The 22,868-nt window shown below is 54.5% G+C and carries 18 protein-coding genes, 1 pseudogene and 2 riboswitches; of the genes and pseudogenes, 7 read left to right on the top strand and 12 right to left on the bottom strand.

The features are described 5' to 3' along the window. Positions 1-31: 31 nt before the first annotated feature. The gene (gene metG, locus N5J69_RS04010) at positions 32-2,065 is read right to left on the bottom strand and encodes a methionine--tRNA ligase (protein WP_279768219.1); all 2,034 of its coding nucleotides are present in this window, start codon (positions 2,063-2,065) and stop codon (positions 32-34) included. A 177-nt stretch (positions 2,066-2,242) separates the two neighbouring features. Between metG and apbC the strand changes: the two genes are divergently transcribed. Then, on the top strand, positions 2,243-3,355 hold the full coding sequence (gene apbC / locus N5J69_RS04005; RefSeq protein ID WP_279768218.1) for an iron-sulfur cluster carrier protein ApbC: 1,113 nt from the start codon (positions 2,243-2,245) through the stop codon (positions 3,353-3,355). On the opposite strand, the gene N5J69_RS04000 is transcribed toward apbC, so the two are convergent. Further along, entirely contained in the window at positions 3,352-3,807 is a 456-nt protein-coding gene (locus tag N5J69_RS04000; protein WP_279768217.1) for a GNAT family N-acetyltransferase, read from the bottom strand. The two genes, apbC and N5J69_RS04000, sit on opposite strands and share 4 nt — an antisense overlap. Before the next feature lie 234 nt (positions 3,808-4,041). On the opposite strand from N5J69_RS04000, the gene ahpC reads away from it, so the two are divergent. Together ahpC and ahpF are read left to right on the top strand one after the other, a co-directional pair. After that, positions 4,042-4,605, top strand: coding sequence for an alkyl hydroperoxide reductase subunit C (gene ahpC, locus N5J69_RS03995; RefSeq protein WP_279768216.1), 564 nt, complete (start codon positions 4,042-4,044; stop codon positions 4,603-4,605). Positions 4,606-4,676: 71 nt separating this feature from the next. Then, positions 4,677-6,245 (top strand): alkyl hydroperoxide reductase subunit F, encoded by a 1,569-nt coding sequence (gene ahpF, locus N5J69_RS03990; RefSeq protein WP_279768215.1) that lies wholly within the window; start codon positions 4,677-4,679, stop codon positions 6,243-6,245. Between the two features lie 53 nt (positions 6,246-6,298). On the opposite strand, the gene N5J69_RS03985 is transcribed toward ahpF, so the two are convergent. Together N5J69_RS03985 and N5J69_RS03980 are read right to left on the bottom strand one after the other, a co-directional pair. Then, on the bottom strand, positions 6,299-7,258 hold the full coding sequence (locus N5J69_RS03985; RefSeq protein ID WP_279768214.1) for an AEC family transporter: 960 nt from the start codon (positions 7,256-7,258) through the stop codon (positions 6,299-6,301). A gap of 97 nt (positions 7,259-7,355) precedes the next feature. Continuing rightward, positions 7,356-7,553 (bottom strand): hypothetical protein, encoded by a 198-nt coding sequence (locus tag N5J69_RS03980; protein WP_279768701.1) that lies wholly within the window; start codon positions 7,551-7,553, stop codon positions 7,356-7,358. A gap of 296 nt (positions 7,554-7,849) precedes the next feature. Further along, positions 7,850-7,946, top strand: a riboswitch (TPP riboswitch). A 66-nt stretch (positions 7,947-8,012) separates the two neighbouring features. On the opposite strand from N5J69_RS03980, the pseudogene N5J69_RS03975 reads away from it, so the two are divergent. The 4 genes and pseudogenes from N5J69_RS03975 to thiD all read left to right on the top strand — a co-directional run bounded on the left by N5J69_RS03975 (position 8,013) and on the right by thiD (position 13,354). Next, positions 8,013-9,278: pseudogene (locus N5J69_RS03975) on the top strand (integrase). Between the two features lie 114 nt (positions 9,279-9,392). Continuing rightward, positions 9,393-10,838, top strand: a complete 1,446-nt coding sequence (locus N5J69_RS03970; protein WP_279768213.1) for an AAA family ATPase — start codon at positions 9,393-9,395, stop codon at positions 10,836-10,838. 800 nt (positions 10,839-11,638) lie between these two features. Further along, positions 11,639-11,735, top strand: a riboswitch (TPP riboswitch). A 34-nt stretch (positions 11,736-11,769) separates the two neighbouring features. Continuing rightward, on the top strand, positions 11,770-12,567 hold the full coding sequence (gene thiM / locus N5J69_RS03965; RefSeq protein ID WP_279768211.1) for a hydroxyethylthiazole kinase: 798 nt from the start codon (positions 11,770-11,772) through the stop codon (positions 12,565-12,567). Beyond that, positions 12,554-13,354, top strand: a complete 801-nt coding sequence (gene thiD / locus N5J69_RS03960) for a bifunctional hydroxymethylpyrimidine kinase/phosphomethylpyrimidine kinase (RefSeq protein WP_279768210.1) — start codon at positions 12,554-12,556, stop codon at positions 13,352-13,354. Before thiM ends, thiD begins: the two co-directional genes overlap by 14 nt. Before the next feature lie 52 nt (positions 13,355-13,406). Here thiD and N5J69_RS03955 read toward each other — a convergent pair whose 3' ends face one another. The 8 genes from N5J69_RS03955 to baeR all read right to left on the bottom strand — a co-directional run bounded on the left by N5J69_RS03955 (position 13,407) and on the right by baeR (position 22,862). Beyond that, on the bottom strand, positions 13,407-14,093 hold the full coding sequence (locus N5J69_RS03955; RefSeq protein ID WP_279768209.1) for a GntR family transcriptional regulator: 687 nt from the start codon (positions 14,091-14,093) through the stop codon (positions 13,407-13,409). Positions 14,094-14,193: 100 nt separating this feature from the next. Next, positions 14,194-15,654: a mannitol dehydrogenase family protein gene (locus N5J69_RS03950; RefSeq protein ID WP_279768208.1), complete on the bottom strand. Its 1,461-nt coding sequence runs from the start codon at positions 15,652-15,654 to the stop codon at positions 14,194-14,196. 67 nt (positions 15,655-15,721) lie between these two features. After that, entirely contained in the window at positions 15,722-17,005 is a 1,284-nt protein-coding gene (locus tag N5J69_RS03945) for an MFS transporter (protein ID WP_279768207.1), read from the bottom strand. 82 nt (positions 17,006-17,087) lie between these two features. Then, positions 17,088-18,098, bottom strand: a complete 1,011-nt coding sequence (locus N5J69_RS03940) for a Zn-dependent oxidoreductase (protein WP_279768206.1) — start codon at positions 18,096-18,098, stop codon at positions 17,088-17,090. A gap of 10 nt (positions 18,099-18,108) precedes the next feature. Then, a complete protein-coding gene (gene manD, locus N5J69_RS03935; RefSeq protein WP_279768205.1) occupies positions 18,109-19,323 on the bottom strand; it encodes a D-mannonate dehydratase ManD in 1,215 nt (404 codons plus the stop codon). Positions 19,324-19,530: 207 nt separating this feature from the next. Then, a complete protein-coding gene (gene yegS, locus N5J69_RS03930) occupies positions 19,531-20,430 on the bottom strand; it encodes a lipid kinase YegS (protein WP_279768204.1) in 900 nt (299 codons plus the stop codon). Between the two features lie 221 nt (positions 20,431-20,651). Continuing rightward, positions 20,652-22,034 (bottom strand): tRNA 5-hydroxyuridine modification protein YegQ, encoded by a 1,383-nt coding sequence (yegQ, locus tag N5J69_RS03925; RefSeq protein ID WP_279768700.1) that lies wholly within the window; start codon positions 22,032-22,034, stop codon positions 20,652-20,654. A gap of 120 nt (positions 22,035-22,154) precedes the next feature. Continuing rightward, positions 22,155-22,862 (bottom strand): two-component system response regulator BaeR, encoded by a 708-nt coding sequence (baeR, locus tag N5J69_RS03920; protein WP_279768203.1) that lies wholly within the window; start codon positions 22,860-22,862, stop codon positions 22,155-22,157. Between the last annotated feature and the right edge of the window lie 6 nt (positions 22,863-22,868).

The following is a 22,868-nucleotide window of genomic DNA, read 5'->3' as shown; positions in this document are numbered from 1 at the left end:
TCAGAACCAGACGGATTCAGTCAGCCGTGGGTTACTTAACCGGCATACCCGGCACCGCACCGCTGTCGACGGACAGTACAAAGAGATCTTTGCCGCCCGGACCTGCTGACAGCACCATGCCTTCAGAGAGACCAAAGCGCATTTTGCGCGGTGCGAGGTTAGCCACGATGATGGTCATTTTACCGACCAGCACGACGGGATCGGGATAGGCGGCGCGAATACCCGAGAAGATCTGACGCTTCTCGCCGCCCAGGTCGAGTTGCAGGCGCAGCAGCTTGTCCGAGCCCTCAACCAGTTCCGCCTGCTCAATCAGCGCGACGCGCATATCGACTTTGGCAAAATCGTCGATGGTGATGGTGTCACCTATTGGTGAATCCGCCAGCGGACCCGTTGCAGCCGGTGTACTTGCAGCAGCGGCATCCTCTTTCGAGGCCTCAATCAATCCCTCAACCTTCGCCATCTCAATGCGACTGTAAAGCGCTTTGAACGGCGCAACCTGATGGTCCAGCAGCGGCTGGGCGATAGCATCCCAGTTCAGTTCGCAGTTCAGGAAGCCTTCTGCACGGGCGCTGAGTGACGGCAGCACCGGCTTCAGCCAGGTCATCAGAATGCGGAACAGGTTAATGCCCATAGAGCAGATTGCCTGCAGATCGGCATCCCGGCCTTCCTGCTTCGCCACGACCCACGGGGCCTGTTCATCGACATAACGGTTTGCCAGGTCGGCCAGCGCCATGATCTCACGGATAGCACGGTTGTACTCACGACCCGCCCAGGCTTCACCAATCTTCTCTGACGCGTCTGCAAAGGTCTGATAGAGCGCCGGATCGGCCAGCTCAGCCGCCAGTTTGCCGTCAAAGCGCTTGCTGATAAAGCCTGCGTTACGTGACGCCAGGTTAACCACTTTGTTGACGATGTCCGCATTCACGCGCTGAACGAAATCTTCCAGATTCAGGTCGATATCGTCGATGCGTGAAGAAAGCTTCGCCGCGTAGTAGTAACGCAGGCTGTCGGCATCCAGATGTTGCAGCCAGGTGCTGGCTTTAATGAAGGTGCCGCGTGACTTCGACATCTTGGCACCGTTGACGGTGACGTAGCCGTGTACAAACAGGTTGTTTGGCTTGCGGAAGTTGCTGCCTTCCAGCATCGCTGGCCAGAACAGGCTGTGGAAATAGACGATATCCTTACCGATGAAGTGATAGAGCTCGGTCGTGGAGTCTTTCCGCCAGAATTCGTCAAAGTCGATGTCGCCGCGCTTGTCGCACAGGTTCTTAAACGACCCCATGTAGCCGATAGGCGCATCCAGCCAGACGTAGAAATATTTGCCCGGCGCGTCCGGGATCTCAAAGCCGAAGTAGGGGGCATCGCGGGAGATATCCCACTGCTGCAGGCCCGACTCAAACCACTCCTGCATCTTGTTCGCTACCTGATCCTGCAGCGCACCGGAGCGGGTCCAGGCCTGCAGCATGGCGCTGAAGGACGGCAGATCAAAGAAGAAGTGCTCGGAGTCGCGCAGAACCGGCGTCGCACCGGATACCACGGATTTCGGGTCGATCAGCTCGGTCGGGCTGTAGGTCGCGCTGCAGACTTCACAGTTGTCGCCGTACTGATCGGGTGACTTACATTTCGGGCAGGTGCCTTTCACAAAACGGTCCGGCAGGAACATCCCTTTTTCCGGATCGTAAAGCTGGGAGATGGTGCGGTTTTTGATAAAACCATTCTCTTTCAGACGGCCATAAATCAGCGCTGAAAGCTCACGGTTTTCGTCGCAGTGGGTCGAGTGATAGTTGTCATAGCTGATATTGAAACCGGCAAAGTCAGCTTCATGCTCGCTTTTCATCTCTGCAATCATCTGCTCGGGCGCAATCCCCAGCTGCTGAGCTTTCAGCATGATAGGCGTGCCGTGCGCATCATCGGCGCAGATGAAGTAAACCTGATTGCCACGCATTCGCTGATAACGCACCCAAATGTCTGCCTGGATATGCTCGAGCATGTGGCCGAGATGGATTGATCCGTTCGCGTAAGGCAGTGCGCACGTTACCAGAATTTTTTTAGCGACTTGAGTCATAGTTTGCGTAGCTTTCTGTTGATTGAAAAAACGGGCTTAGATGGTAACTGATGGCTTCTCCTGCGTAAACATAAGGGATTCACCCCTGCCAGTCGCCGCGAATCCACGGGCATCTGATATCATTGACAATACATCGCTGAAACACAGCGTAAGCTCAGTAAAAATAAGGAGTAGGGGATGACAGCACAATCCCGGGAACCGCATACGCCAGAAGGCCTGCGCGCCATCGTAGCGGGCGTATTGAGAAGCTTTGAGCATCCGACTCTTAACCAGAATCTCACCGCCCTGAAGGCGTTGCATCACGTTGCACAGCTGGATGGCACGCTGCATGTGGAACTGCTGATGCCGTTTGCCTGGGCGAGCGGGTTCGATGACCTGAAAGAGCAGGTCAGCGCCGAACTGTTGCGCCAGACCGGCGCACGCGCGATCGACTGGCGGCTCAGCCACGACATTGCCACGCTAAAACGGGTCAAAAATCAGCCGGGCGTCAACGGTGTAAAAAACATTATTGCGGTCAGCTCCGGCAAAGGGGGCGTCGGTAAATCCAGTACCGCCGTGAACATGGCGCTTGCGCTGGCAGCAGAGGGAGCACGGGTCGGTATTCTCGATGCCGACATCTATGGCCCGTCTGTGCCGAACATGCTCGGCACCCAGGACCAACGCCCGACTTCGCCGGATGGAACCCACATGGCACCGATCATGGCGCACGGCCTGGCCACCAACTCCATCGGGTATCTGGTGACGGATGACAATGCCATGGTGTGGCGCGGGCCGATGGCCAGCAAAGCGCTGATGCAGCTGCTCAACGAGACGCTGTGGCCGGAGCTCGATTATCTGGTGCTGGATATGCCGCCCGGCACCGGCGACATACAGCTGACGCTGGCGCAGAATGTGCCGGTCACCGGCGCGCTGGTGGTGACCACGCCGCAGGATATCGCCCTGATTGATGCCCGCAAGGGGCTGGTGATGTTTGAAAAGGTGAACGTGCCGGTGCTGGGCGTGGTGGAAAACATGAGCCTGCACATCTGCAGTCAGTGTGGTTTCCATGAGCCCATTTTTGGCACCGGTGGCGCACAGAAACTGGTGGAGGATTATCAGACACAGCTGCTGGCCCAGCTTCCGCTGCATATTGATTTGCGCGAAGATCTTGATGAAGGCGAACCCACGGTGATTCGCCGGCCCGATAGCGAGTTCACCGCCCTCTATCGCCAGCTGGCCGGACGCGTTGCGGCGCAGCTTTACTGGCAGGGCGACGTCATTCCGGGTGACATCGCCTTCCGCGCACTTTAAGCGCGACCCGACCCGCTGGCATAGTGTGAGGCCAGCGGGTAGTGCATCAGCACGTAGCCGCCGTGCTCGCCTTCGCCCTGTGAAATGATCTTCCAGCCATGTTTCAGGTAAAAGGCCTGCGCCGCGTTGTTTTTCTGCAGGCACTTCAGCGCGCCGGTTGAGGTAAAGCGCGCCTCGGCCGCCTTCAGTAAGGCGCTGCCCACGCCGCGACCCTGCCAGTCGGGATCCACATACAGGCTGTGCAGGAAGTTATCGTTCTCCAGCAGGCCCGCAAATCCGACGCGCTGCCCCTCAGATTCGGCGACCAGCACGGTTTCCCCCAGGATCACGCCATCAAAATCTTCCAGCTGCCACTCGCTGCCATCAAGCCAGCGCCAGTTGTGTCGTCGCGCCGCCAGAAACAGCGTACGCAGGAAAGGACGGTCAGCTTCAGTAAACGGACGAATCTCCACAGGTCTGCTCCCTTTTTATCCGGTCTTACAAAACTAGCAGCGATTCGGGAAGAGCGAGTGAAAGACAAAGCGGGTTTAATGTCATGAAAATCGCTGTACACTGCCTGCCGGGCCAGAGAGCATCAGGCTCTGAGCGTTTGATAGCTTTCGTTTATCGGATTGATAACGTCCGCGTATTAGATGTTGGCCCGAAAATTATGTAACCTGCATCACATATTTTAACGGAGGCCACAGATGTCTATTATCAATACCAAAATCAAGCCGTTCAAAAACGCAGCATTCAAAAACGGCGAATTCATCGACGTAACCGAGAAAGACGTTGAAGGTAAATGGAGTGTGTTCTTCTTCTATCCAGCTGACTTCACCTTCGTCTGCCCGACCGAACTGGGCGACGTGGCTGACCACTACGAAGAGTTCCAGAAACTGGGCGTAGATATCTACTCCGTTTCTACCGACACCCACTTTACCCACAAAGCCTGGCACGGTTCTTCAGACACCATCGCGAAGATCCAGTACACCATGATCGGTGACCCGACTGGTGCGCTGACCCGCAACTTTGAAATCATGCGTGAAGCTGAAGGCCTGGCCGATCGTGGTACGTTCATCGTTGACCCGGAAGGCATCATCCAGGCAATCGAAATCACTGCTGAAGGCATTGGCCGTGACGCCTCTGACCTGCTGCGTAAAGTGAAAGCGGCTCAGTACGTGGCTTCTCACCCAGGTGAAGTGTGCCCGGCTAAATGGAAAGAAGGTGAGGCAACTCTGGCTCCGTCTCTGGACCTGGTTGGCAAAATCTAATTCCGCTTCGGCCTTTCGACCATTCTCCAATCGGGTGCTGCGGCACCCGATTTTTTGACCAGGATATCACCATGCTCGACACAAATTTGAAAACTCAGCTCAAGGCTTACCTTGAGAAATTAACCAAACCTGTTGAGTTGATTGCCACCCTTGATGAGGGTGCAAAATCAACCGAGATCCGTGAACTGTTGGTTGATATCGCCGGCTTGTCTGACAAAGTCAGCTTCCGCGAAGAGAACGATCGTCAGGTGCGTAAGCCCTCATTTCTGATCACCAACCCAGGTTCGAACAGCGGCCCGCGTTTTGCCGGTTCACCTCTGGGTCACGAATTTACCTCACTGGTGCTGGCGCTGTTACAGACCGGTGGGCATCCGTCGAAAGAAGCACAGAGCCTGCTGGATCAGATTGCCGCGCTGGACAGTGACTTCCATTTCGAAACGTATTATTCGCTTTCCTGCCACAACTGCCCTGACGTGGTCCAGGCGCTGAACCTGATGGCGGTGATTAACCCGCGCATCAGCCACACCGCAATCGACGGTGGCCTGTTCCAGAACGAGATTCAGGAACGCAACGTGATGGGCGTGCCAGCGGTTTACCTTAACGGTAAAGCGTTTGGTCAGGGCCGCATGAGCCTGGCGGAAATCGTCAGCAAAGTCGACACCAACGCGGATAAACGTGCGGCGGACGAGCTGAACAAGCGTGACGCCTATGAAGTCCTGATTATCGGTAGCGGTCCTGCGGGCGCAGCCGCCGCTGTCTACTCAGCGCGTAAAGGTATCCGTACCGGTCTGCTGGGCGAGCGTTTTGGCGGCCAGGTGCTGGACACCGTAGATATTGAAAACTATATCTCCGTACCCAAAACCGAAGGGGCGAAACTGGCAGGTTCACTGCGTGCCCACGTGGATGATTACAACGTGGACGTTATCGAGAGCCAGAGCGCAATCAAACTGATCCCGGCAGCGAAAGAGGGCGGACTGCACGCTATCGAAACCGCCTCTGGCGCTGTGCTGAAATCACGCAGCATCATCCTGGCGACCGGCGCACGCTGGCGCAACATGGGCGTGCCGGGTGAAGAAGAGTATCGCACCAAAGGTGTGACCTACTGCCCGCACTGTGATGGCCCGCTGTTTAAAGGCAAGCGCACGGCAGTCATTGGCGGCGGTAACTCCGGCGTGGAAGCGGCTATCGATCTGGCGGGTATCGTTGAACACGTTACGCTGCTGGAGTTTGCCGGTGAGATGCGTGCTGACCAGGTGCTGCAGGATAAACTGCGCAGCCTGAAAAATGTTGATGTGATTCTGAACGCGCAGACCACTGAAGTGAAAGGCGACGGCACCAAAGTGACCGGCCTGCACTATATCGACCGTACGACGCAGACGACCCATGAGCTGCCGCTCTCCGGCATCTTCGTTCAGATTGGTCTGCTGCCGAATACCCCATGGCTGGAAGGCGCGGTTGAGCGCAACAAAATGGGTGAGATCATCATCGATGGTAAATGCGAAACCAGCCTGAAAGGTGTGTTCGCTGCGGGTGACTGCACCACCGTGCCGTACAAGCAGATCATCATCGCCAGCGGCGAGGGTGCAAAAGCCTCACTGAGCGCGTTTGACTATCTGATTCGTACCAAATCGGCTGAATAACGTTCTCCGGTCAGACAAGAGCCCTTCAGCATTCGTGCTGAGGGGCTTTTTTTTTAATAACCGGCCAGCGTCATCAGCATCATCCATATCGGCGTCGTCACCGCCGCAAACACCGTTGAAAAGAGCATGCTGGCCGCCGCCGGGCCGGTAATAACATTGAATTTCTGCGACATCAGATAGACGTTGACTCCCACCGCCATCGACCCCAGCAGCACAACCACTTTACTCTCCAGCGGCGGCAAGCCGGTCAGCCAGGCGATAGCCCATACCGTCATCGGTTGCAGCACCAGCTTCAGCAGGCAAATTGTGTAGCTCTCTTTAAGTCCGTCCCGCACCCGATAGTGCGCCAGGCTCATGCCCAGCGTCACCAGCGACAGGGGCGCGGCCAGTGACGCCAGCATCTTTAACGGTTCTGCGGCAAGCACCGGCAAAGGGCGTTGCAGAAAACTCCAGGCAGTCCCGCTGAGAATGCCGATGATCAATGGGTTCTTAGCAACCCCAATCAGGGTGCGCCAGATCCCCTGCAGCGAGAAGCTTCCCTGTTTTGCCCATTCGACCGACACGGTGAGTAAGGTCCACAGGATCAGGCTGTTAAACACCAGCACCAGCGCCACCGGGGGCAGAGCGTCTGGCCCAAGCAGCACCGTGGCCACCGGGATCCCCAGCATCACGTTATTAGAAAAGATGCCGCCCAGCGCAAAGACCGAAGCCGCCACGCCATCCAGATTAAACAGCCTTGTTGCCAGCAACCGGCCTGCGATAAACACCAGCAGGCAACTGCCAAAGAAGGCCAGTAAAAGGCGTGCATCCACCGGCGGACTTTGCGAGAACGTGCTCATTACCCGAAACAGCATGCAGGGCAGCGCGACGTTAAACACAAAGCGGTTCATCCCTTCGCTAACGCTGGCGGGCCATTTTCCCAGACGCGTCAGGCAATATCCCAGCAGAATCAGAATAAACAGCGGAGCGGAAAGATAAATTTGATGGCTTAGGCTTTCAAACAGCAGTGGCATAGAAAGAGTCTGGTCAGACAGTGAATGGTTACCAGACTAACAAATTGCTAACTAACTGTTAACTCTGACCGTATCCGGGCTGCGCGTTGCAGGACCGTCAGCCCAGCCAGCGGCGTGCCTGCTGGTCACTGATATCGCGATAATAGACGCGATGAATCATTTCACCGCAGCCCGGACAATGTGCGGAAATATAGGTGGAAAAATAAGATCGGCCATTTGGCGCAACAGCACCCCGACGTTCAATAATAATATCCTGCCATCGATGGCGGTGAGGAATAAGCGCTGATAATCGCATCATACATCCTGAATAGTATGAAGTTCCGCTCCAGAAGTTTATTAACTCACTGAAATAAAATGTGTTTTACGATGCTGCAGCAGCAGGTTAATTATTATGGCGTGTTGCGAATGACCGGGGGAAATATTACCCATCAGAGTAATAAACAGGATTACCTATAAAGAGGTATCCCGTAACCCGCAGCATTAAGCCTTTTTTTGTACCGTTAAGCGTTGATCGGGATCATGTGAATTGTCCTGGCTCCGATTATTTTCCAGGCTTGCTTTACCGGTAAGGCTTGCCTATGCTGCAAGCCGTAACACGACTCGGGGTGCCCTTCTTTGTGAAGGCTGAGAAATACCCGTATTACCTGATCTGGATAATGCCAGCGTAGTCTTGGCGATTATCCAATATAAAATCAAAGAGTTATCTGCGATTTTTGAACCGTTTTGTTTAGCCGATCATATCGAGGCTCACGAAATGGGACACCAGACCATACGCCTCACCATTAAATGTAACAGGGTTTATTACGTTCGTTTTCTCCTGCCTAATAATAAGTTTTTCCGTAAGTCGTTAGATACTGACAGCCACACACAGTCGCAGTTGCTCATGTCTTTTGCTTCTCCTGTAATTTCTCTGGTCCAACGTGGAACTATCCAACCGAATCACTTCGGTAAGCGTCTTTCTGGGTATGGCAATACCGCGAGGTTGTCACTCCTTCGGGAAATGAGGAAGAACACACTGAAGCACAACCAGAACACTTGTTAACACTGGCTGGCACGTGGAATATGTATAAAGAGGATAAGTCCAAAACTGGACGAAGGCTATCTCTCAAGCCAATGAGCGCTTTATGGAAATGATGTTGATTGTCTTGGGTTCATCAACTGATGTAACCACGATTACCAAGCAAGACATTAAACAGGTAATCGTGGTTGTTAAAACTTGCCTAAGCGTGTAGTGCAGCCTTATCGGTCAATGACGGTTCAGCAACTCATCGAGTGTGATGATGTCCCGCCCAAAGATTTAGTTGGCGCTGAGTCTATCCACAAGTATTTGAAGATTCACAAATCGCTGTTCAAAACCTTCCTGACTGACAATAAAGATATTCTGGAGAAGTCTCCGACTGATGGAGTAGTTGCCTCACCATCTAAAGCAAGGTTTGGTGCATATAGCGCAGCAGAAATGAGAAAGTTTATGGGGTGGGCTCTCAAGCAGCCTGACGGGGGCACAAGTGGAGCACCCTTTTGTTGGCTTATACGGGAGCCAGAAGAGGCTAGATCGCCAAGCTGAAAAAATCACATATCAAATATGACGAGGATAGTCAGCGGCACTATCTTCTGATCGAGGGAGGAGGGCATGGGAAACTGAGAACGCGACTACGCAGGTTGTAATACCACCCAAACTGATCGAATGGAGATTCCTTGATTTTGCGAACCGCCAACGTTAAGAGAAAAACTTCTCTCCTGTGTCGGGTAAGAACACGCCGAAGATCGGCAAAGTTTCAGCAGATGTTTGAGATCAGCTTGGTATTCCTTATCTTATGACTATGGGCAGCGGCGACTGATGAATAGCTTTCGGCACACAATGATATCAACCTGTTTAGCTGATTGGATTGGCAACTTAGCGCACTTGCAGCAGGCTGTAGGGCATGAGCAAAGCGGGTCAGGAATTACTAAAAGATACTTACACATCTCTCCTATGAAAACTGTTTGTTATGTCATTGATGGGTTGTGTTGGAATAGCTAATTTTTTGGGTAATGTCATAGTTTTCCTCAATCTTCAGTGATATAACTTATTTAAAAATAAGGTGTTCTACGTAAGTTTGTTTTTCTATACACAGCTAGCATAAAGGGATTGATAATGTTTATTAAAAAACTGAAGATAGAAAATTTTAAAGGGTATTACGGGAAAGATAATGAACTGGAATTCAATATCCCTGATGGAGAAACGGAAGGTAGTGGGCTTAATATCTTTGTGGGTGAAAACAACGCCGGAAAATCCACTGTATTCGAAATTATAGATTTTATAAAGGACGGAACCAAAAAGAACGTAGAGGACCTTATATGTAAATCAGATCCGGGAAATATACCTGAGAACCTTTCAGCTGAGTTGCTATTTTCTGGCAATTTAGCTGAGGTAATTGCTGCTCATGTACAAGCCAATAAAGTGGCTGCATTCACCTCGCATGTGTATGAGGATGAGGTGGCGAATTATTTTAGAGTAAAGAGGTGTAGCGAGGTTGGGGAGAAGAAAATATTATTTTGGAACGGAAATGAATTTGTTAACCCAAGTGGTATAGATGCCCCATTTAAGAAGTTTTATGATAATAACTTCATTTGGGCTGATACAAACCCAAGCAATGAAGCAAAATTTGGCTCTACAACTATATGTGGTTCGCTTCTAAAAGAAATAGCCTTGGGTCATATTGCAACGGATGAGTATAGGGCATTTTCTGAGCAGTATCATCGCGTGTTTAATCATCCACAATCTGAATTAAGACAGAAAATATCCTTAGTTGAAAATCAAGTTAAAGAGGTTTTTTCTTCTCAATTTGGCATGGCAGATATTTCTTTCATTTTTGAAGAGTTGCAGGTAGAGAATTTCTTTAAAACTATTTCCATCATGATTGATGATGGCGTCAATGTCCCCATGGGAGAAAAGGGGCATGGTATGCAAAGAGCATTGGCCCTATCATTACTCCAAGTGTATGCTGAGATAACGTGTAATTCGCATGGTGCGGGAATTAGTAAACCATTCTATCTTTTCATTGATGAACCTGAAATATGTCTTCATCCCTCAGGGCAGCAAAAGCTTTTAGAAGCTTTAATGATTATCTCCAAAAGTAGACAGGTTTTTGTTACAACGCATTCTCCCTTCCTTTTATCCTCTCCTTATCTTAAAAATATCGGTCTATTTGTTTTCAAAAAAGAGAATAACAAAAATATTGTGGAAAGGGCTGATACTTCTCCATGGTTCCCTTGGTCTCCATCGTGGGGGGAAATTAATTTCAAAGCATACAATTTAGCAACCGTTGAATTGCATAATGAATTATATGGCTACTTGCAGGAGAAAAATTCCTGTCCAAGTGAAAAAATAATGGAGCAATGGCTTAATTCAAAGGGGATTGAGCTTGATAAAGTATGGGTTAGGGAATTTAAAGGTGCGACGAAACCTCCAGAGGATACTACATTACAAACATTCATCCGTAATCATATACACCATCCAGAGAATGTTACAATGCAATCTTATCGTTATACGCAACAAGAATTACTAACTTCAATCCAACAAATGGTCGGGCTTCTATAAAGAAAAAGGCGAGCCGTTTGGCTTGCCTTTTAATATTAATTTAATGATTGTTTTTTACTGATAAGTGATTGAGAAAAAGGGCAGTTTTAGGGGCGCACTATAGGTGCGGACAGTTGGGCGAAATTTAATCAGAATACAGGCCACCGGCAGGAAGTGCCCTTACATATTTGACGATAATACACGTGCTCTCGTGGCCTCAGGTCGAGGGGCCTGGCAGCAATATTTAAACACCCAGATATTTACCTAACCAAATAGAAGCTACCCGCCCCTTTTTTGTTCATGTATAGGTTAGGCTGAGGAAGGCTCGCCAACGTACACTCACTGGATTCGGTGATCTTTTAACTTTATGATTTTTATCTATTTTAGGTCAGTTATCAGTTGCCGGGATTACCTCAATCCAGACGGATGGCACACAATGAATAATGATAAGTCAAACCAGCCTAAACTCTTCCAATACATTGGGCGCATGGTCACTACATACTCTACATACATCATTATTGACGGTATCAAGATTAGCCGCTCCCGTCTGTCCTTTGCATTCCAATTGGAGTTAGCAAAAGCACTTCGACTGCATGAAGAAAACGTATGCAGAAAATTGATTTAATTTAAATCATCATGACTGAAATAATTGTCTTAAGCCGCCTTATGGGCGGTTTTTTGCCTGCCATTTATTTATGGGACACAACGTGAGAAACAAACTGGGACACGGAAGATTTTTTAGGGTTGTGTCTTTGGCTTCCCGCTGGCATGATCCAGAACATGGATTAGCGAGACGTTAATCGCAAGCTTTTGATTTTGTTTTAAATGACTCGGGGTGCCCTTCTTTGTGAAGGCTGAGAAATACCCGTATTACCTGATCTGGATAATGCCAGCGTAGGGAAGTCAGATGCCTGACCGCATTCGCCTTCTTGTTCGCCGGTTGGGAGCTACGATGAAACATCAATCTCAACACCTTTCTGCCGCGCACTTCGCGCCCGTTCTGCACACTTTCCGCCGTCAGTCACCGCTGGTGCACTGCATGACCAATGACGTGGTACAGAACTTCACCGCCAACGTGTTACTGGCACTTAACGCCTCACCCGCGATGGTGATTGATGCTGACGAAGCGGCTCAGTTCAGCCGTTTTGCTGATGCGCTGCTCATTAACGTGGGTACGTTAACCCGTGAGCGCCAGCTTGCGATGCAGAGTGCCGTTACCGCCGCCAGAGAGGCGGGCACCCCCTGGACGCTCGATCCGGTTGCCGTTGGCGCGCTGACGTTGCGCAGTGACTTCTGCCAGCAACTGCTCAGCCAGCAACCGGCGGTGATTCGCGGCAATGCGTCAGAGATTCTGGCGCTGGCTCAGCAGGCCAGCGGCGGGCGGGGTGTGGATACGCTGCATCAGGCGGACGCGGCACTGGATGCGGCTCAGCAGCTCGCTGAGACCTGGCGCACGCTGGTCATCGTTACCGGCGAGGTGGACTACGCCACCGATGGTCAGCGAATCCTCGCTATTCGCGGCGGCTCTCCCCTGATGACGCGCGTGGTCGGAACCGGCTGCGCACTGTCAGCCGTGGTGGCGGGTTTCACCGCGCTGCCGGGCGACCGGCTGATGAACGTTGCGGCAGCCTGTCAGGTCATGGCCCTGTCGGGCGAAAAGGCGGCGGCGCAGGCAGCCGGACCGGGCAGCTTTGCCACTGCGTTTATTGATGCGCTCTGGACGCTGGAGGTGGAACATGAAGCGCATTAATGCCCTGACCATTGCCGGTACCGATCCCAGCGGCGGCGCAGGCATTCAGGCCGATCTGAAAACGTTCTCAGCGCTGGGTGCCTATGGCACCAGCGTCATCACCGCGCTGGTGGCACAAAACACGCAGGGCGTGCAGTCTGTGTATCGTATTGCGCCGGACTTCGTCGCCGCCCAGCTCGATTCGGTACTGGATGACGTGCGCATCGACAGCGCGAAAATCGGCATGCTGTCAGAAACGGCTATCGTGGAGCAGGTTGCGGAGCGGCTGAAACGCGCAGCGATCCCCTTTGTGGTACTGGATACGGTCATGGTCGCCAAAAGCGGGGATGCGCTGCTGTCGCCAGACGCCGTGGCCAGCGTTCGCGAGCGATTACTGCCGCAGGTCTCGCTGATCACGCCAAATCTGCCGGAAGCGGCGGCGTTACTGGATTGTGAAATTGCCGCAGATGAGGCAGAGATGCGCGAGCAGGGGCGGGCTTTGCTGGCACTGGGCTGTCAGGCCGTGCTGATGAAGGGAGGACATCTGGCGGGATCGGAGAGTCCTGACTGGCTGATCACGCACTCAGCGGAGCAGCGATTCAGCACGCCACGCGTCAATACCCGGCATACGCACGGCACCGGCTGCACGCTGTCGGCCGCTTTAGCTGCGTTGCGTCCACGCCACGCTGACTGGGCAGAGACGATTGGGGAAGCGAAAAACTGGTTACAGCAGGCGTTGTTACAGGCCGACTCGCTGGCGGTCGGCAAGGGTATCGGACCGGTGCATCATTTTCACCAGTGGTGGTAACGGCGAAGGCCCGCATCGATGTGTGAATCAGGCGATGCGGGCAGTGCCAGACTCAGGGGGCTTCAAACCAGGCGCTGTTACGCTCGGCAATCGGGGTGATAGAGAAGATCATCTCCTGCAGATGACGACGCATCGCCGCTTCGGCGGCATCGGCGTCATGACGTTTCAGCGCGGCGAAGATCTCTTCATGCTGCTCAATCAGCTTCTCCGGTGGAGAGACTTCACTCAGCGTCAGAAAGCGCACCCGGTCCATGGCGGCTTTGATGTTTTCCACCGTCTCCCAGGCGAGCTTGCAGTCAATGCTTTCAGCGATCAGGCGATGAAACTCATCATCCAGACCAAGGAAAGCCTGGCTGTCATGCCGATCGGCGGCCATACGCTGCAATTGCAGATTATGTTCCAGCGCCATCAGAGCGGGCTCTTCAATCTCCAGCGCTGCCCGCCGCACCACCGACACTTCCACCGCTTCACGGATAAAACGGCCATCTGCAACCCGCTTAGCGGAGATTTTGCGCACGAAGGTGCCGCGCTGCGGCAATACCTGTACCAGTCCGGCCTCAGCCAGCTTAATAAACGCTTCACGCACCGGCTGGCGCGAAACGTTAAAGCGTGCGGAGACCTCTTTTTCAGAGAGCAGCGAACCGGGCTGAATTGCGCAGGTGACGATATCTTTGCGCAGATAACGGTAAATCTGCTGATTTACCGGTTCGCTGGTAGTAATGGTATAGGCGATCGACATGCAGCAATATCCATATTACGGCTGGCAGAGGCCAGCGCGATGGGAAAGTGTCAGTCTAATCAGGGCGCTGCGTCTGCGCCAGCGCTTTGTGACAGCGCCATTAGCTGCGGTGCATATACTGATGCACCGTTTCACGGGCTCCCAGCGTGATGAGTTGCTGATACCAGGCGGTCAGCCGGGCGACCACATCGGCGTTTTGCAGCAGATCTTCGCCAAACACCTCGCGGAGAGAGAGTAAGGCCCGCACGCGCGCCTCGCCCTCTTCGCTGGCGGCAACGCAGTCTGCCAGCTGGGCTTTCATCGGATCGCGGATCTCAATAGGCTGACCCTGTTCATCAACGCCACCGACATAGCGCATCCAGCCCGCTACGCCCAGCAGCAGCAAATCGCAGTCACTGCCGCGTTGCAGATGCCAGCGCAGGCTGTCGAGCATGCGCTGCGGCAGTTTCTGTGTGCCGTCAGTGGCAATCTGTCCGGTGCGATGTTTAATGGCACGGTTTTCATAACGAGCAATCAGCGAGTCGGCATAGGCATTGAGATCCACCCCCTGGGTGCGCAGCGTCGGTGCCTGCTCATCCATCATCAGTGAACGGGCGGCGGCCCGGAAATGGGGATCGGCCATGCAGTCGCTGATGTACTCATAACCCGCCAGGAAGCCAAGGTACGCCAGGAAAGAGTGGCTGCCATTCAGCATGCGCAGCTTCATCTCTTCATAGGGCAGGACATCACTGACCAGCTCTGCCCCCGCGTTTTCCCACGCCGGACGGCCATTGACGAAGTTATCTTCAATCACCCACTGGAAAAACGGTTCCGCTTCAACCGCAACCGGGTCGCTGGAACCCAGACGTGCGCTCAGCGCCGAAAACGCCGCATCGGTCATAGCCGGAACGATGCGATCGACCATCGTGGAGGGGAAGGTAATGTGCTGCTGAATGTACTCTGCCAGAGCCGGATCCTGCTGCCGGGCCAGTTGTACAACCACGTTACGCGTGACGTGACCATTTTCCGGCATGTTGTCACAGGACATCACGCTGAAGGCCGGTAACCCCTGTGCCCGGCGGCGGCGAATGGCGGCCAGAATCAGACCCGGCAGCGAGCGCGGCGCATCGGGATTGTGCAGGTCATGCACGATATCGGGATGATCGGAATGTAAATTGCCAGTGGCGGGCTGGTGGCAATAGCCTTTCTCGGTAACGGTCATGGACACAATCGCGACCTCAGGCTGACTCATCGCGTTGATTACCGCCTCAATGCCATCACTTTTGCCGTGAAGCGCCTGGGTAATGACGCCAATCACCCGGGTGTGCAGGGCGTCATCGGCCTTCTCTGTCAGGGTGTAGAGCAGATGCTGCTCACGCAGCGCCTGAATCAGCGCGCCGCTATTGAGGTTCACTTCGCAGTATCCCCAGTCGCTGCCCTGTTCCGCCAGCTTATCGCTGCAGAGGGCCTGGTGGGCGCGATGAAAGGCACCAAAACCGATGTGTACCATGCGGGTTTTTAACTGGCTGCGGTCGTAAGCGGGACGCCGGACCTCTGCGGGCAGGCGATCAATCTGTAACATAGTCCGTCCTTATGGCAAACGGGGCGCAAAGCACCCCGGAATCATCATTCTGATAGCGGAACAACACTCAGACCGAAACCGGTTTATCCTCAGGTTTCGGACTGCGTATCACAAACAGCACCAGGAAAGCCCCCAGCGCGGCGACACACCCCGCCAGCACAAAGGCGCTGTCGAACTTACCGGTGTGCTGAACAATAAAACCGGTGACGATCGGCCCGATGATGCCGGAAAGGCTTCCTACCAGATGGATAAAGCCGCTGATGCTGCCGATACGACTTTTGTGCACCACATCCTGAATAATGGCCCAGTAGATCGCGCCGGTAATGTAGAGAAAGAAAATTGAGACCGACATCATCATAACGGCGGGAACCACCTCTTTTATCGTACCCGCCAGCGCCACACAAATTGCGGCTGCCAGCAGTGAGACCACCAGCACAATTTTGCGGGACAACAACAGCTTGCCGGTAATATTAAAGATTCTGTCGGAGATCCAGCCCCCCAGCGCCAGGCCAATGAACCCAACGATCCACGGGATCATGGTCGTGATGCTCATTGATTTGATATCCAGACCGTGCGCCTGCACCAGATAGGCCGGGAACCAGCTCAGGAAAAAGAACAGGATGTAGTTGTAGCAGAAGAAGGCAAACGCCGTGACCAGGATAATCGGCTGGCGCAGGTAGTAACCAAAGGGATGCGGCGTTTCAGAGAGATCAACTTCTTCATTCGGGCTGGTGGCTTTCAGGCGATCAATCAGCTGACGCTCTTTTTCGGTGACAAGTTTGCTTTTCGCCGGATTATCAGCGGCAAAGAACAGCCAGAACGCCATCCACACCAGCCCGATACAGCAGACGATCACAAACGCCGGACGCCAGCCGTAGGCCAGGGCCAGATAACCAATGATCGGACCGGCGACTGCGCCACCCAACGGCGATCCGGCGCTCAGCAAGCCCATCGCCGTGGCGGCCTGTTTCCGGGGGAACCAGCCGTTAATCGCTTTGTTAGCCGAAGAGCAGATCGGGCCTTCCGCCATGCCGAACAGCACACGCAGGATCAGCATCGACCAGAAACCGGTGGCGAGCGCGGTCATGCCGCAGAAAATGGACCAGGCACCCACCGCCACGGCCAGCACGATTTTGGGGCCATAGCGGTCAGTGGCGAGGCCGCCGACAAAGTTAAACAGGGCATAGCCGAAGAAGAAGCTGCCGAAGATCATGCCGAACTGTTCAGCATTGATCGCCAGATCTTTCTCAACCAGCGGCACGGTGAGCGACAGGGCAACGCGATCGAGGTAGTTGATCATGTAAACTAGGAACAACAGCAAAACGAGGGTCCAGCGCAGATTCTTGAACATAAAAACTCCGTGATCTGTTTTATCTTTATCGTTATGCCGGCGGGTACGCACCGGCAGAGGACACCTGGTGTTCAGCGGATAATTAACCCATCTGAAGAATGACTTTGCAGCAGGTGCGCGGATCCTTTTCGAACAGGGTCATCGCGCGTTCAATCTCCTGAAGCGGGAAATAATGCGTGACCAGCTTTTCTGGCTGGATTAAGCCTTTTTCCATCCAGTCAATCACCTGCGGGAAGCGGTTACTGTTAAGACGTGAGGTAAACAGGGAGAGCTCTTTGCTGGTCAGGCTCTGCTGGGTAAGGCTGCACGGTTCGCCCGAAAAGCCCAGCAGTCCGATGCGCGCTGCCGGTGAGGCGAGTGCTACCGCTTCCGCCAGAATGGCGGGGTGGCAGGCCGCGTCGATGATCAGCGTCGGCTGCACGCCCTCAAGCTGAGCCGCCAGGGGGATTTCGCTGTTATCAAACCACCGATCGGCACCGCTCTGCTCAGCCAGCGCCAGGCGTTCCGGCAGGCGGTCCACGACCATGACCTTTTTCACGTTGTAGACGCCCTTCAGTACCTGAATGGCGGTGAGTCCCATCGGACCGGCACCGTAAATCAGCGCCACATCGTCTGGCTGCGGCTTAAGAAACGCCGAGATGTTGGCCGCAATCGTAAATGGCTCTACCAGACTGGCGAGCCTGTCGGGAATGGCATCCGGCAGCGGCCAGGCATTTTTGGCCGGGGCCAGCGCAAACTCGCTAAAGCCGCCATCGCGGTGTACGCCCGTCACCTGCAGTGTGGTACAGACATTGGGACGGCCAACGGAGCAGGGATAGCAGCTGCCACAGCTCACGACCGGATCGACCGCGACGCGTTCACCCAGCCGGGCCGGGTCGACACCGTCGCCCACGGCATCGATCACGCCAAAGAATTCATGACCAATGACACGAGGATATTTCGCAAATGGATTCTGACCGTGCCAGATATGCACATCCGATCCGCAGATGCTGGCATAGGCCACTTTCACCCGCACTTCACCGGCTGCAGGCTGGGGGAGGGGACGTTCAGCAACGACCAGTTTACCCGGCTGTTCAATAACAACGCTTTTCATCAGCTTCTCCTTACCAGTTCCACAGGGTGCCATCTTCAAGACGGGCGACCGGCAGATAAGCGGGTTCGTAGGGATATTTCGCCGCCAGTTTCTCGTTAAATTCAATGCCGAGGCCCGGCTTGTCGCCTGGATGCATGTAGCCCTGGTCAAAGGTCCAGTTAGCCTCAAACAACGCCATCATCTGCTCCGAGAAGCCCATGTACTCCTGCACCCCGAAGTTCGGCACCCAGAGGTCGAAGTGCAGGGCCGCCGCCATGCAGACAGGGGAGAGATCTGAAGGCCCGTGCGAGCCGGTGCGCACCTGATAGAGAGACGCAAAATCGGCAATGCGGCGCATACCGGTTATGCCGCCCGCGTGCGTGATGGTGGTGCGGATGTAGTCGATCAGCTGCTCTTCAATCAGCTGCTTACAATCCCAGATGCTGTTGAAGACTTCGCCCACCGCAATGGGCGTGACGGTGTGCTGGCGGATCAGGCGGAAGCATTCCTGATTTTCAGCAGGCGTCGGATCTTCCATCCAGAACAAGCGATAATCTTCCACGCGCTTACCAAAGCGCGCCGCTTCAATCGGCGTCAGGCGATGGTGCATGTCATGCAGCAGATGCTCATCGAAACCGAACTTATCGCGGATTGCCGCAAACAGTTTCGGCGTGAAATCGAGGTATTTTTCCGTCGACCAGAGCTGCTCTTCCGGCCAGTGACCTTTGGTTGCAGGTTCGTAGGCCAGGCCTTTGCCTTTTGCCATGCCGTAGGTGGTTTTCATGCCCGGTACGCCGCACTGTGCGCGAATCGCTTTGAAGCCCAGCGCTTTGTGCTTTGCGTAATCATCCATCACTTCATCAATGGAGTGACCGGTGGTGTGGCAATAAACCATCACGCCGGTGCGTGAAGCCCCGCCCAGTAGCTGATAAACCGGCATATTTGCGGCTTTACCTTTGATATCCCACAGCGCCATATCGACGGCAGAGATAGCGGACATGGTGACCGGACCACGACGCCAGTAAGCGCCTTTGTAGAAGTACTGCCAGATATCTTCGATCTGATGCGCATCGCGGCCAATCAGCTGCGGGCAGACGTGATCTTTCAGGTAGGAGGCGACCGGCAATTCGCGGCCGTTCAGCGTGGCATCACCCACGCCTGTCAATCCCTGATCGGTGGTGATCTTCAGGGTGACAAAGTTTCTGCCTGCGCAGGTTACAAATACTTCCGCCTTAACAATTTTCATCCTGGTTGCCTTTCAGTCCGCATTCAATGATGAAAAAGTACGCGCTTTAATACTACCATACAAGTAAGGCTGGCAGAGTTGTGAGGCCAGTCACAGAGTGTTTCAGTGCTGCGAAGGCGCAGTAAACAAGGGGGAACGGAAGATGAGGATGGTAAAACAGGGAGGCAGACAGGCGTGGAAAGGGGGCGTCAGCCCCCTAAATCCTGCTCAGGACAGGAGTTCACACTGCGGTGGCAGACGACAGCTCAGCGCGCCTGTCATCACCTCAATCACGAATTCGCGCCCGGAGAGCGGTTCACCATCAAGGTTAAAGGTCATCTCATGGGGAGAGCGAATCGTCAGCGACGCCAGCCGGGTGGTGACGATGCCGGGATTGTCATCGTCGCCGGTCAGTGAGTGCAGCAGGGTAGGCAACAGCTCCTGCGCAGTTACAATGCTGACGTCAAGCCGGCCATCGTTGATCAGCGCAGCAGGGCACAGGCGCTGACCGCCGCCCGCCTGACGCCCATTACCGATACCGATAACCAGCGCATCACCCTGCCAGGCAAAATCGGGCCCGCTAATCTCGCAGGTGTCGGGTTTCAGCGTATCCATGCGCATCAGGCCGTGAATAAAGTAGGAGACGCCGCCCAGCGCCGACTTCAGCTTTTCCGGGGTTTCCGTGGTGATGCGGGTGCCAAACCCGCCGGTCGCCATATTGATGAAGTAGTGGCTCTGGTTCACTCTGGCCAGATCGATAGCATTCGCTTTGCCCTGAATCGCCAGGCGCAGTGCCGGTTCCATCTCTTCCGGGATGCCGACGCTGGTGGCAAAGTCGTTGGCCGTTCCCAGCGGCAGGATGCCCAGTACCGGGCGATGATCGGCATCGGAAGCCGCCAGCGCTGTCGCGACCTCATTGATGGTGCCATCGCCACCGCCTGCGACGACGGTCTCCGCCTGCAGGGCTATGGCCTCTTTGACGTACCTGTCGCCATCGCCTTTTTCAAACGTGACACGCACCGCAATGTCGAAGCCTTCTTCACGCAGGGTGGTAATGGCGTTGCGCAGATCATCATTACCCGCGCCTTTCCCGTTCAGGATGAGCAGCGTAAGCGGTTTATTATCCATTTTGCGTTCCTTGAAGATCTACAGAGTAAGAAGGGAAGGTATAGCACAGCTGCCAGCAGTAAATTATTGGCGAAAGAGAGAAAAAAGAAAACCCGCACGGGGGAGCCGGGCGGGTAAATGAGGTGGTTCCTGGTAAATCTGCCGTTTGTTGTTACTCGTTAGCAGCAGGCGCGACTATAAAGCAGCGCAGCACAGGGGTCTGTGATCCTGTTCTGATTTCCTCAAATTGTTTCCACTGGTAAACGATTATGAGGGTCGCGGGTATCTTCGCCATGATCGAAGTTACGCAGCAGCAGCGCAAAGCGCAGATCGACCGCTTCAGGAGCCCGCAGCCAGACGCGATGACCGTCGCCCGGTGCCACGCCGGTCGGTTCGCCGCGTGCATTCTGCAGCGCATCGAGCTGGCAATTCAGGTTGCCCTCAGGCGTCATGATCTCCACGCTGTCGTGCAGCATAAACTTGTTTTTCACCGCCACTTCAGCCCATTCGCCCCGGCGCTCGCCGGTGAATTCGCCGACGAACTGCTGGCGATCCGAGACCGAAAAGCCCTGCTGGTAATTCTGGTAGCTGTCGTGCGTGTGACGGCGCAGGAAGCCCTCGGTATAGCCGCGATGTGCCAGGCCTTCCAGAGTTAACAGCAGTGAGGGATCAAACGGCTTACCGGCTGCGGCATCATCAATCGCCCGGCGATAAACCTGAGCGGTGCGGGCGCAGTAGTAATAGGACTTGGTTCGCCCCTCAATTTTGAGCGAATGCACCCCCATCTCGCTGAGCCGCTCTACGTGCGCAACCGCACGCAGGTCCCGCGAGTTCATGATGTAGGTGCCGTGTTCATCTTCAAACGCGCTCATCACCTCGCCCGGTTTCATCTTCTCTTCCAGCAGAAACACCTTGTCGGTGGGCTGACCCACTCCCAGCGTGGGCGTCACATCCTGAACGGCTATCGGCTCATGGATACCGACAATATTACCCACCTCATCCTGCTGGCCTTCTGCCACTTTATACTCCCAGCGGCAGGCATTGGTGCAGGTGCCCTGATTCGGATCGCGTTTGTTCATGTAGCCCGACAGCAGACAGCGACCGGAATAGGCCATGCACAGTGCGCCATGAACAAAGACTTCCAGCTCCATCTCCGGCACCTGCTGGCGGATCTCCGCGATCTCCTCCAGTGACAGCTCGCGTGACAGAATCACCCGGCTCAGCCCCATCTGCTGCCAGAATTTTACTGTGGCCCAGTTGACCGCATTGGCCTGCACCGACAGGTGGATCGGCATTGACGGGAACGCCTCACGCACCAGCATAATCAGGCCCGGATCGGACATGATCAGCGCGTCGGGCTGCATCGCCACCACCGGCGTTAAGTCACGAATAAAGGTTTTCAGCTTGGCGTTGTGCGGCGCGATGTTCACCACCACGTAGAATTTTTTGCCCAGCGCGTGTGCTTCATTGATGCCCAGCGCGAGGTTCTCGTGGGTGAATTCGTTGTTGCGCACCCGCAGGCTGTAGCGGGGCTGACCGGCATAGACGGCATCGGCACCATAAGCAAAGGCGTAACGCATGTTTTTCAGCGTACCGGCGGGGGAAAGCAGTTCGGGTTTCATGATCTTCTCACTGATGTCAGGTCAGTATGCCGCCTTAAGCGGCAGGTGCAGGGCGATTAAGCCCTGCAAACGGTGCGGAATTGTAGGCAGTGAGAAAAGGGAAGTAAATTGATCGGGATCAAACTAGATCAAATGACAGGCATCGGCTTCCCAGCGATAGCCCATGCCGTAGACGGCGCGAATAAAGGGCTGCTCGCTGTCGAGATTCTCCAGCTTGCGCCGCAGATTCTTGATATGGCTGTCGATGGTGCGGTCGGTAACCACCCGATAGTCATCATAAAGATGGTTGAGCAGCTGTTCGCGTGAAAAAACCTTGCCCGGCTCCAGCGACAGGGTTTTCAGCAGGCGGAACTCCGCCGGGGTAAGATCCAGCGGCTTTTCGCGCCAGCTGGCGAAGAAACGGCTCTCATCGACCCGCAGTAACGAGACGCTTTGCGGCTCTTCCGCCGAGCGTTTTACCCGGCGCAGAATCGTTTTGACCCGCGCCACCACTTCACGCGGGCTGAAGGGTTTGCAGATGTAGTCATCCGCGCCCAGCTCCAGCCCCAGCAGCCGATCAATCTCTTCGGTGCGGGCCGTGACCATAATAATCGGCAGTTCGGAGTGGCGACGGATTTCGCGGCACAGCGTCAGGCCATCCGTACCCGGCAGCATCAGGTCCAGCAGCATCAGATCGGGTGGCGTCTGGCGCACATAGTCCAGCACGGCGTTGCCGTCGGCGATGTGATGGGTACGGAAGTTGGAGGCGTGCAGATAATCGATCATCAGCTGCGCCAGTTTCGGCTCATCTTCGACCACCAGAATCAGCGGGTCGTGGTTTTCCTGGCTCATAAGCGT

It is taken from the genome of Pantoea sp. GD03673, from assembly GCF_029844725.1.
Taxonomy (GTDB): domain Bacteria; phylum Pseudomonadota; class Gammaproteobacteria; order Enterobacterales; family Enterobacteriaceae; genus Pantoea.
This window is presented reverse-complemented; position numbering and strand designations above follow the sequence as displayed.